Below are 13,030 nucleotides of genomic sequence, written 5' to 3' on the forward strand. Positions count from 1 at the left end.
ATATTGATTGATCCATTTATACAAAAGAGCATTATATTGGGTGTGTTCACTCATAAATCCCGATATCAATCCGGAACTACCTCTATAGTGAAGACCAGTCTTCCGGTGGAGTCATATACCGATGAAAAGGTGGAGAAGAAAGCGGAGATCATGTATGAACATGTCTACCGGGTGTATCCGGAAATTCCCTCGCCCTATTATGGAAACGAGCAATATGAATTTTGATACCAGATTAGAGAGCTTTCGGGAGATTGCGGATATCATGAATGGGAACGGGGGAGAGAAAGAAAAAGATATGCAATAGAAGAGCCATATTGAACTATACCGATACAAGACTCATTAAGATAATGATCTGGACAACAGGAAGAACACTCAATGAATATTAATATCGCAATCATCGATCAGCGTCTCACTAAGATCTCTGAACAGATCCGGGACCAGGCGAAAGAAGAGCTGGGGATTACTGATGAAACCCGCTTGAAATCATTAAGTTTTGTCTTTCTCACCGTAAAGACCGTCCTGGATCTGACCGATGAGGAGACCTTTGACTGTCTGACTGAAGGCTCCGGAGATTTTGGCGTTGATGCAATACATCTTTCATTCGAGTGTGATCAGGAGATAACCGTCACCCTGTTCCAGGGAAAATATAAGCAAAACTTAGAGGGCAACTCCAATTTCCCGGAGGATGGGATCAGTAAACTCATCCGTGCAATCTGGGCACTCTTTGATCCATCAACACCCCTTGATTTCTTAAACCCACGATTATCCACAAAAGTTGAGGAGATCAGGTCTCTTATCCGTGATGGATATATCCCCCAGATTCGGGCAATCGCATGCAATAATGGAAAGATATGGAATGATATCGCTAACCAGGAGATCCAAAGGGCAGATCTAGGGGACCAGGCGGTATTTGAACATGTGAACCATGATCGGCTGGTAGCCATCCTGCAGGCAGCAAAACCAGTACATGATACCCTTCAATTCACCGGAAAGGCCTTGGTTGAAGATTTCAATTTTTCGCGGGTACTGGTTGGGCGGATGGCAGTGTATGAGATATATTCGCTTATCGAACGCCACGGAGAGAGACTCCTTGAAAGAAATATCCGGCGGTACCTGGGGCTTTCAGGAAACCGAGTGAATGAGGCCATACGAGATACCTTACTCTCTGAAGAACGAGGAAATTTTTACTTTTACAATAACGGGATCACCCTGACCTGTGATAAATTTCTCTATAATGCATTTCAGAGCGGCGATTTCCCGGTAAAGGTTGAGAACCTGCAGATAATCAACGGAGGACAGACCTGCATGACAATATATAAAACACTCATGCAGACATCTCCGGACATAATCCCCCAGGATGCCTTTGTATTAGTCAGACTGTACCAGTTACCAAGTGAGAATGAGGATCTTGTCCGGCAGATAACCTATGCAACAAACAGCCAGAACCCGGTAGACCTCCGAGATCTCAAAGCAAATGATACCATTCAGCGCCAGTTGGAGATGGATATACAAGAAATTGGGTTTACCTATAGAAGAAAGAGAACCGATTCACCCTTAAAACCAACCGATATTTCCTCTGGAACTGCAGCTGAAGCAATTCTTGCCGTATGGAGAAAGAAGCCACATCAGGCTAAATATTTTGTCAGGGAACACTTTGGGAGATTATATGATCAGATATTCAGAGATGACATCAATGGTGCTCAAACCATCCTTGCTGCACTCATCTATCGTATCCCTGAAGCAAAACGACGGAAACTAACCGACCAGGATCCCCCATTCCTGCGATATGCATCTGCTTTTATTGCAATGCAGATGGGAAAATATCTTCTAAGAGATTTGGGATGCCCCGTTCATAGTCTGACTCATCAGAATTTTTCCCGGGCAAAACAGTTGCTCGACGAAAAAGGCTCTGAATACCTGAAGAGAAGTATCGTGTCGATTGATACTGCATTGAAAATGCTTTATGGAACAACTGATATTTCACTTCAACAACTCGCTGCTACCTTTCGAAGAGGGGACCTGATTGAGATACTGGACCGTCTTGAAGAATGATTAGAAGGAAGGTGAAATACTCATACCCCATATAAAGAGATAATCTGACGGTGTTGGCTGGTCATTGTTTATTTTCCGGACCCGGATGTTCTGGCAAACGAGATTATTGAGAACATCAAAAGCGGCTTTAGAGAGCTTTCGGGAGATTGCGACTATCTTGAATGGGGACGGAACACAGGAAATTCTGTTAAGGGAAAATTCAAATCATCCCTTAACCAAGGATGAAAACATGAACCGATATAAATTTTCAGTCATTATTGAAAAGGACGAAGGAGGCTATTATGCATTTGTTCCAGAATTGAAGGGATGTTACACCAAGGGGAACTCACATGAAGAGGTATACGAACGGATACAGGATGCTATCAGACTCTACGGAGAAGAGCCGATTGTATGTAGTGAGTCGGTCCATCAGTTTGAACACAAGTCTTACCATGGATAATGGCAATTAATCCATTCACATCCCCGGATCACTGCTGACAAACTCATCCCGATTCTTGAAAAGAAAGGCTTTACTCTTATTCGACGAGTGGCAGTCATAAAATATATCAAAGTGATAAACAGGTACGAGTGACAGTACCTTACCATTCCGGAGAAATTCTTCATCAAAAAATCCTATAACAGATTATCATCGATGCTGATTTATCATCTGATGTTCAAAGTGATTTTAAATCCAAATATTCTGTTATTTCCGGGACATTTGATATTCTAACCTGATATGTCAAAAATACTAATGGACCTTATTTGCCCAGTGGAGAAGAACCCCGCCGTTATAGGGAATCGCATACTTCTGTCCGGTTGAGTACGACGAAGGGACATGAAATTACCCTTCTCATAATACCGGGAGAAGAACTAATGAATATAAGAAATTAAATGAACGATGCTGACGGGCAATCTCCGGGGTCAGAACCGTGCTGCCATCCCGGACCTGGTCCGGAGGGCTTCGATATGAACTTCTCAACCGCAGCCCGCTTCTCATTCATGATCTGGAGAATACCATAGTTCAGCTGATCATCGGTCTGGAGCTGAAAGAGCTAGCGTAAGAGACGCTCTAGGTTCTCGATATCCTCCTTCTCACCTGTAACTCCTCGCCATACGCTGATCTCACTTCCCGTACAAATAATTCATCATTCTCTTTCATCGGTTTCGTTATTTCATCTCCTCGATCTCTGTTAAACTCAAATCCTTTGTAAGTAACTTCATCTGGTGAATGGCAATCAGGTTCAGTTTTTATAATCGTTCCTGCTGGGTCAGGTTCTCATAGATAAAATGGGCATTCAGATTCTCAAGATTGGACAGGCAGACAAGTTGAGAAATATCTGCAAAATCCCTGATATTCCCCTTTTTGTCAGGGCTTGCTGTTCTCCATTCCTTTGCCGTCATCCCGAAAAGGGCCATATTCAGCACATCTGCTTCAGATGCGTATATCCTGCTTATTTGTGCCCCGGTCAGTTCATCAGGAATGAGATTTTTTTTAATGGCGTCGGTGTGGATCCGATAATTAATCCGTGCCAGGTTTCTCCGGATATCCCAGCCAAGTTGCTTCCGTTCCTCATCCTTGAGCCGTTGAAACTCCTTGATAAGATACAGCTTAAACTCAACCGATATCCATGAGGCAAATTTAAAGGCAATATCCTTGTGAGCATATGTCCCTCCATATCTGCCTGATTTAGAAACAATCCCTATTGCATTAGTTTTTTCTATCCATTGCTTGGGAGTAAGAGTAAAACTATTGAGTCCTGCTTGCATTCTAAACCCATCGAATTCGATGGGGTTAAAATTTGGGTTATTTAAATGTCCCCATATGCCGATGAACTCAATGGTATTTCTGTTTCTTAACCAATTTTGAATAATATAATCTGTACGCTCTGCATCCTTGTATTACGCAATATCAGTAATGCAGATATAATTCGCCCGGGACAATCTTCTGCACAACCCGGCGGTTCCCCGGAATGGATATCATCTCCAATTGCGATTAAAACTCTACATAATCCCCAAACAGTACTCATCAGATCCCCGCCACTGTTAATCGCAATGTAAAAACAAATACCTGAATACCTGCATATAACCAAATAATATCACGGTTGATATCTAAATTTACATATGGATCCTCTCGCCCTTCTTCGCATCCACGAACCAGAACTTAAGCAAAGGTTCGGAGTAGAAAAAATCGGAATCTTTGGTTCTTTTGTTCACTGTAATGAACGTGAGGATAGCGATGTCGATGTTCTGGTAACTTTTGAGAAAGGAAAAAAAACATTTGACAATTTCATGGGGATAAAATATTACCTTGAAGAAATATTTCATCGAAAGGTGGATCTTGTCACAGAAGATGCCTTAAAACCACTCATTCGTGATCCAATACTAAAAGAAGTCGTCTATGCCTAGGGAACAATCACATACCCGAAATTTCAGATCGCCCCAAAATTATGAAGAAATAAGTAATTTCTTCCAAGACACCCTCATAGTTACTCTAAAAATTGACTTGAGAAAAAAAGGAACTGGATTGGCTCAAAGTAATTCGGTTCATTTTTTCCGGAGCAGAACAATCCTCAAATAATCCTCAGTCGCATCAAAGACAGGGTCGGTCAGGTTCTCAGATCGCATCAGAGGAATAATTTTCGTCCGGACGCCCATTCCCCTGCTTTCAACATACCCGTAATCCCGGAGCATCTCTACGATGAGAGGATTTCTTGGAGAACGCTGTCCCGCAATCATCTTCTCAACCGTCATGGAATTTGGAAGAGAACCAGGACTTATGAATTCTACCCGGTCAGCATACCTGCTCACTTCAATATCAACAGATCTCGTCCAGTCACGGTGGTAAAATGCATTGATTATTATTTCCCGGATAGCATCACGGGGATAGAGCCAGGTTTTAACCCTTTGAAAGCCGTCTGAAAGGGATGATTGTTCGAGAGTGATAAAGGGAGAGATAATCTCAGAAAAACGTTCAATAAGGCCGGCGTCTACAAGAGTTCTGGTCCCATTGGTGTCTATCAGATATCTTCCGGTGAGTGGCCCGTCTAAAACAGTATCAAGAAGGGTATGGTATGTTTTATCATCAGAATCATAGACGATCACCCGGAGGCCGGCCTGCGGTAAAAATTTCCGGGGAGAAATCCCAAAAAGGACGAGGCCGGCAATTGTACAGATTATTCGCTCATCGGCTGCACGGGTCAGTAGACCAAAACCTAAAAGACGCTGGATCCATGCTTCTTCGTTGTCCGGGATTTCAGGATCCCTGATTATTATTGAGAGATACTCACGAATCCGGACAAGGTCCAGACTCTGAAGACTTGTCCCGGGAACAGGGAGAAGTTCAGGATGTAAAATTCCTCCGGCAGCAAAAAGGCGGGCCTGCTGCTCCCGGGTCGCCAGCCGGGAAGTAGAGCCGGCCCGGATATAGATCTCTTCCCGACCATTATGCCTGAGGACATAGGGTTTTGAAGTTCCCTCTGGGAATGAGATAACTGCTACCCGTTTTCCGTCATCCATCCGGATAGTCTCATAAAAGGGAAGGATCATGGGATGGACATAACGGGCAAAAACGGTATCAATCACCCAGGGTTCAAGATCTTCCCGATTTATACCACTAATGGCTCCGTCATCCTCGACACCAATCAGAATCATTCCTCCCTGGTGATTAGCAAGGGCTACTACTTCTTTACCAAGTTGTTCAGGCCTGATGTCATCCTGAATAAACTCTACTCCGGAATTCTCCCCGTTCGCGATTATTCCGAGTAATTCTAGTTTATTCATAATTTTTATTCTCTTTTACTGATTTCTGATTCAATTAAATCAGAGGTTTTTTCAAACCTGCTGTGAGTTGAAAGAATTTCCCCTCAATTCCGGATAATTGTAATCATGAAATACCTGATAAACCAACCACTGCTATGAGATATGTTCTCAATTATCTTCAATAAGATCAATGTTTAATGTGATAAACCGATATAACGCTTCGAAGATTACACCCGAACCTATGATAAACGTAGCCGGAAATTTTTTAAAATTATGTAAATTAGACCTTGGATTTTCCTTTACCAGCCTCTAAATTTTTTTCCTGAAGAGTAGATAAAATTGCATTCGCCATAAGCCTGGCATGTTCATGTGTCATATAAACCCTGATTCCTTCAGTAACCAGTTTTCCATCCTTAAAAAGCCCGGGTAGTTCCATAAAATCGAGGGCCATGTCATTGTTACTTGCCTGGATATTAACGGAATTGCAATATCGTGTGAGAATAATGTTAGTTATTGGATCTTTTGTCATGATATCATCTATTATATGAAGTTACAATTTTCTTACACTGCGTATATTTTACGAGATCTGTAGCAACAAATACAAATTTGCCAGTTTCATCGGTCGCACTTTTTTTGTTCTTCATTTTTTTAACAGACTCTGGTAATATTAATTGTTCGAGAAATTCAAGGTACTTTCTTCCAAGGTCTGTAACCTCATACCAGGTTGCTCTTTTATCTATCCATTCATCCCCTTCTTTGATATATCTGCGAACCAGACCACCTTCAACTAGATCTTTCAGGACCGGATAGAGATCATTATTACTATTTTGATTGAATTCATTCCCTATCTCACCAAATCTTTTCTCTCCTGTTTCCAAAAGAAAGAGAAAAATCGCCCAATGCTTATCATCCTTAAGAGCCATCGCCGGTAGACGGATTTCAAGGGGAAGCATATTGCTATAATGAATCACCATTCGCCCATCCAATACCATCATACACCTCAGTCAAATTTTTCTAACCAATATCTCAGTAGGTAATAGATCAGTTAGTATATACTAACTTTGGTAAAACCAAAACTCTCATTTCTATGAAAAACATGTAATAATAAACAATGAATCATAGGCGGTTTGAAGAATTAGCAATTCTGAAACAAAAAACCAGAATAGGTATCTTTGGTTCATTTTTTGAAGAGCATAAAAAAGACCTGACAGATCTTCAGCATTATATACATACCAACTTGGGCTATAATGTCAGAATCTCTGAAAACCTGGAAAATGACGCTCCGCGCTCTAACCCAGATAAATACATACGCGATTACTCTTTATCAGAACTACTCATCGAAGACAGCCATATCCATATCCTGATCTTTTCTTTCCCAAAAGACACCGATCCTCATCATCTCAACCAATCGGCAACCATGGAATATACCATGATCCGGGAGAGAAAAAAGCCATATGTGGTTGTTCTCGTGGAGGAAGGTCTTCAGAAAAATATTCGAAATAGTTTTGGAGGAGTTATGAAGGGATCGTTAAAGATTGATGGTTCCGGGTTTGAATATGAAATTATCGAATTCAAAATAATCGAAGACGCCTATTCTGAACTCACCATGATTCTCTACAGATTCATGAGAAAGATTTGGCATACCCATTATTAACTCAGGGATAATAACTCCACATCCATTTGCCCACACAAACCCACAACGGTTATATACCCTTACTCAGATCTCAAAAAAATTAACCCACATACCATTCCCGGATCATCCTGAAACCTCTCCGTTTAATACCATTTAAATATAAATTTTCACTTTCACCCCCTTTACCTGAAGTTCAAATACCCGTTCATGCAACCAAAGAGTGAGGTTTCCCCCAGGACCTCATCCGAATCGACACCCCTCCCGGAAAATCACCTGAAAGGATTCCAGACTGCTGCTCTTCTTGAGAACCTGACAATATTTGACCGGAATTTGGATCCCATGCAAAACAGGATAAAGGGGTACTGAAAAACCCTCTAAGAAGACCCGGAATTACCGGGGAACTGCAATGACTAAAAAAACAATTATTTTTATCAAACCTGATCCTTCCAGGAGAAGTCATAAAAAGGCACCATTAATCTGCTAAATCGAGGAAAAACATGCGAAAACGAAAACGAATAAAAAAAGCATACCCCCGCCATTTTTCATCGCTTGGAGGCTTCGGAAATCAAGCAGGGGTAATTCATATATCTCTCATTCACCGGATAATATCATTTCTACCAAACAAAGCCGGGGTGCACCAATGAAAGATCAAAACCGGACCGGCCGGATTGCAGTCTGGTCTGCCATCCATGACCTAAAAAGCCAGGGATACCTTGCCGACCGGTGTACCGGAACCAGCCGGACCTTTGACCTTATCGCCTGGAAATCCACAACCATCCTGGCTCTATGCATCCGGACCGCAAGAAAACAGGACATCACCCGTTTTCACCAGGAAATATCCAGAATATCCGCACTCATAAACCAGAAGCAGGTTCCGGGAACCATCGAATTCTGGCTGTACCACCCAAATGGAAAGACCAGATACCGGATAATGCCCGGTGGAGCCATGCTCATCAGGGAGGCTGCCGCATGAACTCACCATACCGGACAGAAGTCCTGTCAGCCGCCTTTGCAGCGATAAAACCTGCAGACACCCTCATCTCACGGCGGAGCATCGAAACCGAGATAGAAGTGCACCCCGGTCTGTACCCGGTACTCTCCGGACAGACCAGAATCGGACGAAGAACCAGCATCACCAGGGTCATGAACACCCTCTTTCCCCCGTGGAGCACAGAAACAGCAAAAAAACCCTACTCTAATGTCTGGAAAGTCCGGGCACATATCTATGATACCGAACATACCGGAGGAGAGGCATGACCGGGGAAGAGCATATAAAAACCGGACTCTCTGTTCTCTTTTCACCCGGACAGGTCGTAGAACTTCGTTCACTTGGAGACCATACCAGGTACGGATACTACACCGACATGGACAGACTTGCAAGAGATGCAGCCGTCATCGATAATATGCCCGGAATATCAGGGATATACGTAACACTCAACCAGGTAAACCCGGCACTCCTCTCCCGGTGTGCAAACAGAATTAAGACGGCAGGAAAAAAAGAACCCCAGACCGGAGACGGAGACATCACAAACCGATGCTGGCTCCCGATAGACATCGATCCCCTCCGGCCATCAGGAATCAGTTCATCTGACAAGGAGCACACAGCGGCTCTCAATCGGGCAGAAATAATCCGGGATTATCTCTTTGGACTTGGCTTTCCTGATCCGGTCATGGCAGACTCCGGAAACGGAGCCCACCTCCTGTACCGGATTGACCTGCCAAATGACCCGGAGAGCAGCGATATCGTGAAAGGGTGCCTGAAAACACTTGACCTGTTCTTCTCCGACACCGACTGTGCTGTTGACACCTCGGTATTCAACCCGTCCCGGATATGGAAACTCTACGGCACACGATCACGAAAAGGTGACCATACCGATGAACGGCCACACCGGGTATCAGAAATCATCCATGTACCAGAGGCAATGTCTGTTGTCCCGGTATCCTCTCTCATCCAGCTGGCATCACAATTACAGACGGATACCACGGACAAAAGACCGGCAGAAGGGATGAGTTCATCCGGAAAACCAGACCTTGCAGCCTGGCTAACAAGATATGGACTTTCGTATACCGAAAAACCATACCAGGTAGGACGACTCTTTATCTTTGACCAGTGTCCGTTCTCTAATGCCCATAAAGACGGTGCATATGCCATCCAGTTTGCTAACGGAGCCATCTTCACCGGATGCCACCACAACTCCTGCGGAGGAAACACCCAACGGTGGCATGAACTCCGGGGCAGGTTTGAACCACAAAAGGAGGAGCCAAAACCGAAACGGGACTTTGAATCCTGGAAGAAGAGACAGATCCGGGACCGGGCTTGTGCAAAAGCCGAACGGGATGGGATGCCGGAGAAGACCGGGAACTCATTAGATACCGCCATGCAGGCAACAATTCCCCTTACAACCGGCGATCCAAATATTCATGACGAAGCAATCCGGATACTCCGGGAAGGAGACCCGATCCGGTATATCCTTGACATTTTCACCCGGATGCATGAAGGAGACGAGATAGTCGCAAGGTGTCTTCTCATGTCCCTTGCATCAAGGTTGGTTGTGAACTCTAACGGGCTACATGTTCTTGTCACCGGAGAATCCGGCAAAGGAAAATCCCATGCCTTTGAGACCATGCTTGACCTCATTCCACAGCAGTTTCGGCTGTCCGGCGGGCTCAGTAACAAGGGACTTTTTTACACCCACGAAATCCGGAAAGGAATGGTAATCTGTCTTGATGATGTCAGCCTCTCTGAACAGATGCAGGAGACACTAAAAGGTGTTACCAGTTCGTTCCATAAGCCATTCATCTACCGGACAGTGGACAAGGACAGAAACGGAATAACAAAAGTGATTCCGGAACGGTGCCTGTGGTGGGTTGCAAAAGTCGAAGGATCCGGTGATGAGCAGGTATGGAACAGGATGCTCACCGTCTGGATTGATGACAGCCAGCAGCAGGACGACAAGGTTCTTGCAAAGAAACTGACTGCAGCGGCAAAACCTGCCTCACGGGCACGGGAATTCGAACATGAGATCTCTGTCTGCCAGGAGATATGGAATAATATCAGGGAGGTCTCGGTAATCATCCCATATGCAGAAAATATCCGGTTTTCATCATCAAAAAACCGGCGAAACCCGACGATGCTGCTTGACCTCATCCGGTCGGTTGCTGCATTTCGCCAGTACCAACGGAGGTATGAAGACGGTAATGGGTTTATCGAGATTTCCGCAACAAAGGAAGACTTCAAAAAGGCGGTTGACATCTACCATCTCTTAAACGGGGTATCCGGTGCACAGATGACAAAACTTACCAGAAGTGAGTCTGTCCTTATTGATGCGATTAGAAACAGCGGCAAAACGGTATTTACGGTAAAAGATCTGCAGGATCTCGTGAGCAGGGCACACTCAACCATTACCCGGATGTTGTACGGAAGAGGTCCGAACGGGACTCATCATACCGGCCTTCTGGAGAAATGTCCGCAGCTATCTGTGTATGACCGATCGGAAACTCTGGAAGAAGGGATGTACAAACGGGGAAAGGTGTACACCTGGGATTTTGATATGGACCGGATATGGTCGTGTGGTGGTTCCTGCTGGCTGGATGAACCGGATTCCCATGAGGATGATGATGGTCCGGATGATAATTCAGATGGTAATTCTGACAATTGTTCAGATGATGGTTCTAGTAATTATTCTGATGATAGTCCTGACAATGTGCAAATGTGCACTCATGTGCACGGTATGTGCAGAGAGAAATGCACATTCAATCAGAACGATATGGAGTCTGCTCCGGAAAATACTTGCGATGCTGAATATTCAGGTACGAATGTGCATTCCGGTCCGGGTGCTATAGAAGACCAGGATGACAGAATAGTTCCCTCTATCGCTCCTGAAAATTATGCACATACTTATTCAAATAACTCAAAAATGTGTTGTTTTGAAAAATTAAGCGATGATTGTACTGAAACGAATGTGCATTCTGTTATGCACAATGGATGCACATCAGTGCACACTGTGCACATACCTTCCGGACCACCTCCGGGATCAGATACGAAGAGTAAAAAATTACGGTACCAGGATATCAATCCGGCCCGGTTTGTCCGGACAGATGAGGTACTGACCAGGAAGTGTGATTGTTGCGGGAAGAGAAGAGGAACCTATAAGGAACGGGGAAATCCAGGAGGTCCTGTGATCTGTGACCGATGTTACAGCAGGGTGGTTTCGAGGAAGGTCATGACTTTTACGGCACTTCCGGGAGTGCTGCCTCTTTCCGGAATGAAAAAGACGAACCGGAGTCTTGGGAGGTGCAGCCTTTGTAACCTGAAGGAGATTACCTGGTGGGATGAGGAGACGAAGACCGGACTTTGTGATTCCTGCTTCCAGCGGGAACGTGTTTTTACTCCGATATCCGGAGGTGTATGATGGGGTTTGTGATAACTTCAGAGCGAATCGCAGATCCGGTCAGGTATGAGAAGGTTGGCAGGCTTCTTCCCGGGGATGATGAAATGATCCGGGTGATGGTGGACGGGTTTGGAGAGGTGATGAGGATTCCAAAGAGTGATTTTGTGCTGCTGTGGAATGGGCTTTCTCCGGATGGGATGAGGCTTTCCGAGTCAGAAAACCGGGTAATATTGTCCGGAGAAGGTGAGGAGTATGTGGTGTTGACCAGGCAGGTCCGGGGAATGCTGGAGGGCTGGCCAAAGAAGAAGGCTGCGGTGTTTGTGATGAGAGAGAATACACCATAATGGTAACAAAGATCCGGGTCATATCAAATCTATGAGAAAGTCATTTTTCTAAATCGAAGATACACTGATTAACTCATAATGTAATTATGATATATGGAAATTCAAACAAACCTTCAATATATTTTTGATGATCGTGGCAATAAAACGGCAGTAATAATCCCTATTGCAATGTGGGAAAGCATGATTCAAATGAGTGATGTAAAGGTAACTCAGGCAAGAAGGAAAAATATTGATTTATTATTCGGAGCTTTGAAAGATAGTCCGGTTCTTGCTGATATTGAGGAATATTCTCAAAAAACACGTGAAGAGGGAGTAGAAAACACATGTAAAAATTTTTAAAGATGACCGATGGAGATATGGGGAACCTGGTGAATATATGAAAGGCAGTAAGGTATCATGATTCAAAATATACAATACATATATAATTGTGCAGGTCACAAAACCTCCTTTATTGTCCCAATAGACATATGGGAAAAGGTTCTGACACCCTGTGATAAGCAATCAAGAAGGGATGGAGAATGATAAACTTAATAGATATCCTGACTGAATGACTCTCTTACCTTCATCACCGGGACTATGTCTCGCATGTGGAAAAAATATCACCCGAAAATCCGCTGAGATTCATCTGATATCACATCAGAAACGGAAACCATCCAAACCTTCTGCTTATCTGATAGAGGTTACCGTTGAAGACCACCCTGAATATTGGATGTATCTCTCTTCTTACCCTGATACAACTCTTGAAGATATCGACCTCCTCCTCAAGGATTTGTGGATGGGAGATGACCACATAAGTTCATTTTTAATTGACCTAAGTTTATCGAATTATAACTCACCTTATTGAATTTATTCTCAAAATATTTTCATTCAAC

Annotated in this window: 17 protein-coding genes; 13 read left to right on the forward strand and 4 right to left on the reverse strand. The window is 43.9% G+C overall.

Annotation, left to right across the window (positions count from 1 at the left end):
• Nucleotides 1–87 precede the first annotated feature (87 nt).
• The 4 genes from DLD82_RS18635 (at nucleotide 88) to DLD82_RS19365 (ending at nucleotide 3,092) form a co-directional block, all read left to right on the forward strand.
• Nucleotides 88–225, forward strand: a complete 138-nt coding sequence (locus DLD82_RS18635) for a hypothetical protein (RefSeq protein WP_181391391.1) — start codon at nucleotides 88–90, stop codon at nucleotides 223–225.
• Nucleotides 226–375: 150 nt separating this feature from the next.
• A complete protein-coding gene (locus DLD82_RS11255; RefSeq protein ID WP_109941222.1) occupies nucleotides 376–2,052 on the forward strand; it encodes an AIPR family protein in 1,677 nt (558 codons plus the stop codon).
• Nucleotides 2,053–2,281: 229 nt separating this feature from the next.
• Complete coding sequence (locus DLD82_RS11260) at nucleotides 2,282–2,491, forward strand: type II toxin-antitoxin system HicB family antitoxin (RefSeq protein WP_109941236.1); 210 nt, start codon at nucleotides 2,282–2,284, stop codon at nucleotides 2,489–2,491.
• Nucleotides 2,492–2,960: 469 nt separating this feature from the next.
• On the forward strand, nucleotides 2,961–3,092 hold the full coding sequence (locus tag DLD82_RS19365; RefSeq protein ID WP_281268005.1) for a hypothetical protein: 132 nt from the start codon (nucleotides 2,961–2,963) through the stop codon (nucleotides 3,090–3,092).
• A gap of 187 nt (nucleotides 3,093–3,279) precedes the next feature.
• On the opposite strand, the gene DLD82_RS11265 is transcribed toward DLD82_RS19365, so the two are convergent.
• A complete protein-coding gene (locus tag DLD82_RS11265; RefSeq protein ID WP_219968363.1) occupies nucleotides 3,280–3,903 on the reverse strand; it encodes a KilA-N domain-containing protein in 624 nt (207 codons plus the stop codon).
• 249 nt (nucleotides 3,904–4,152) lie between these two features.
• Between DLD82_RS11265 and DLD82_RS11270 the strand changes: the two genes are divergently transcribed.
• Nucleotides 4,153–4,437, forward strand: coding sequence for a nucleotidyltransferase family protein (locus DLD82_RS11270; protein WP_109941223.1), 285 nt, complete (start codon nucleotides 4,153–4,155; stop codon nucleotides 4,435–4,437).
• A 138-nt stretch (nucleotides 4,438–4,575) separates the two neighbouring features.
• On the opposite strand, the gene DLD82_RS11275 is transcribed toward DLD82_RS11270, so the two are convergent.
• The 3 genes from DLD82_RS11275 to DLD82_RS11280 all read right to left on the reverse strand — a co-directional run bounded on the left by DLD82_RS11275 (nucleotide 4,576) and on the right by DLD82_RS11280 (nucleotide 6,785).
• Complete coding sequence (locus tag DLD82_RS11275) at nucleotides 4,576–5,811, reverse strand: RNA-binding domain-containing protein (protein WP_109941224.1); 1,236 nt, start codon at nucleotides 5,809–5,811, stop codon at nucleotides 4,576–4,578.
• A gap of 259 nt (nucleotides 5,812–6,070) precedes the next feature.
• Nucleotides 6,071–6,319 (reverse strand): DUF3467 domain-containing protein, encoded by a 249-nt coding sequence (locus tag DLD82_RS18265; protein ID WP_146199769.1) that lies wholly within the window; start codon nucleotides 6,317–6,319, stop codon nucleotides 6,071–6,073.
• Nucleotides 6,320–6,323: 4 nt separating this feature from the next.
• Nucleotides 6,324–6,785, reverse strand: a complete 462-nt coding sequence (locus tag DLD82_RS11280) for a PadR family transcriptional regulator (protein ID WP_109941225.1) — start codon at nucleotides 6,783–6,785, stop codon at nucleotides 6,324–6,326.
• Between the two features lie 116 nt (nucleotides 6,786–6,901).
• On the opposite strand from DLD82_RS11280, the gene DLD82_RS11285 reads away from it, so the two are divergent.
• The 8 genes from DLD82_RS11285 to DLD82_RS18955 all read left to right on the forward strand — a co-directional run bounded on the left by DLD82_RS11285 (nucleotide 6,902) and on the right by DLD82_RS18955 (nucleotide 13,002).
• Nucleotides 6,902–7,444, forward strand: a complete 543-nt coding sequence (locus DLD82_RS11285) for a hypothetical protein (RefSeq protein ID WP_109941226.1) — start codon at nucleotides 6,902–6,904, stop codon at nucleotides 7,442–7,444.
• Nucleotides 7,445–7,630: 186 nt separating this feature from the next.
• On the forward strand, nucleotides 7,631–7,789 hold the full coding sequence (locus DLD82_RS18640) for a hypothetical protein (protein ID WP_181391392.1): 159 nt from the start codon (nucleotides 7,631–7,633) through the stop codon (nucleotides 7,787–7,789).
• Nucleotides 7,790–8,063: 274 nt separating this feature from the next.
• Nucleotides 8,064–8,396: a hypothetical protein gene (locus DLD82_RS11290; protein WP_109941227.1), complete on the forward strand. Its 333-nt coding sequence runs from the start codon at nucleotides 8,064–8,066 to the stop codon at nucleotides 8,394–8,396.
• Complete coding sequence (locus DLD82_RS11295) at nucleotides 8,393–8,680, forward strand: hypothetical protein (protein WP_109941228.1); 288 nt, start codon at nucleotides 8,393–8,395, stop codon at nucleotides 8,678–8,680. Before DLD82_RS11290 ends, DLD82_RS11295 begins: the two co-directional genes overlap by 4 nt.
• Nucleotides 8,677–11,835: a hypothetical protein gene (locus DLD82_RS11300; protein ID WP_109941229.1), complete on the forward strand. Its 3,159-nt coding sequence runs from the start codon at nucleotides 8,677–8,679 to the stop codon at nucleotides 11,833–11,835. The genes DLD82_RS11295 and DLD82_RS11300 overlap by 4 nt, the downstream gene beginning before the upstream one ends.
• Complete coding sequence (locus DLD82_RS11305) at nucleotides 11,832–12,158, forward strand: hypothetical protein (protein WP_245920425.1); 327 nt, start codon at nucleotides 11,832–11,834, stop codon at nucleotides 12,156–12,158. Before DLD82_RS11300 ends, DLD82_RS11305 begins: the two co-directional genes overlap by 4 nt.
• A gap of 93 nt (nucleotides 12,159–12,251) precedes the next feature.
• Nucleotides 12,252–12,497 carry a hypothetical protein gene (locus DLD82_RS11310; protein ID WP_109941231.1) on the forward strand — a complete coding sequence of 82 codons (246 nt, stop codon included), beginning with the start codon at nucleotides 12,252–12,254 and terminating at the stop codon, nucleotides 12,495–12,497.
• A 208-nt stretch (nucleotides 12,498–12,705) separates the two neighbouring features.
• Nucleotides 12,706–13,002: a hypothetical protein gene (locus DLD82_RS18955; protein ID WP_109941232.1), complete on the forward strand. Its 297-nt coding sequence runs from the start codon at nucleotides 12,706–12,708 to the stop codon at nucleotides 13,000–13,002.
• Nucleotides 13,003–13,030: the final 28 nt, after the last annotated feature.

The sequence above is a fragment of the Methanospirillum stamsii genome, from assembly GCF_003173335.1.
In the GTDB taxonomy this organism is placed as follows: domain Archaea; phylum Halobacteriota; class Methanomicrobia; order Methanomicrobiales; family Methanospirillaceae; genus Methanospirillum; species Methanospirillum stamsii.

Coding starts and splice junctions, on each gene's coding strand:
- DLD82_RS11285 (WP_109941226.1), top strand. CDS start 6,902: ATGAATCATAGGCGGTTTGAAGAATTAGCAATTCTGAAACAAAAAACC.
- DLD82_RS11290 (WP_109941227.1), top strand. CDS start 8,064: ATGAAAGATCAAAACCGGACCGGCCGGATTGCAGTCTGGTCTGCCATC.
- DLD82_RS11305 (WP_245920425.1), top strand. CDS start 11,832: ATGATGGGGTTTGTGATAACTTCAGAGCGAATCGCAGATCCGGTCAGG.
- DLD82_RS18265 (WP_146199769.1), bottom strand. CDS start 6,319: ATGACAAAAGATCCAATAACTAACATTATTCTCACACGATATTGCAAT.
- DLD82_RS11270 (WP_109941223.1), top strand. CDS start 4,153: ATGGATCCTCTCGCCCTTCTTCGCATCCACGAACCAGAACTTAAGCAA.
- DLD82_RS11255 (WP_109941222.1), top strand. CDS start 376: ATGAATATTAATATCGCAATCATCGATCAGCGTCTCACTAAGATCTCT.
- DLD82_RS11260 (WP_109941236.1), top strand. CDS start 2,282: ATGAACCGATATAAATTTTCAGTCATTATTGAAAAGGACGAAGGAGGC.
- DLD82_RS11280 (WP_109941225.1), bottom strand. CDS start 6,785: ATGATGGTATTGGATGGGCGAATGGTGATTCATTATAGCAATATGCTT.
- DLD82_RS11300 (WP_109941229.1), top strand. CDS start 8,677: ATGACCGGGGAAGAGCATATAAAAACCGGACTCTCTGTTCTCTTTTCA.
- DLD82_RS18955 (WP_109941232.1), top strand. CDS start 12,706: ATGACTCTCTTACCTTCATCACCGGGACTATGTCTCGCATGTGGAAAA.
- DLD82_RS11295 (WP_109941228.1), top strand. CDS start 8,393: ATGAACTCACCATACCGGACAGAAGTCCTGTCAGCCGCCTTTGCAGCG.
- DLD82_RS18640 (WP_181391392.1), top strand. CDS start 7,631: ATGCAACCAAAGAGTGAGGTTTCCCCCAGGACCTCATCCGAATCGACA.
- DLD82_RS11275 (WP_109941224.1), bottom strand. CDS start 5,811: ATGAATAAACTAGAATTACTCGGAATAATCGCGAACGGGGAGAATTCC.
- DLD82_RS11310 (WP_109941231.1), top strand. CDS start 12,252: ATGGAAATTCAAACAAACCTTCAATATATTTTTGATGATCGTGGCAAT.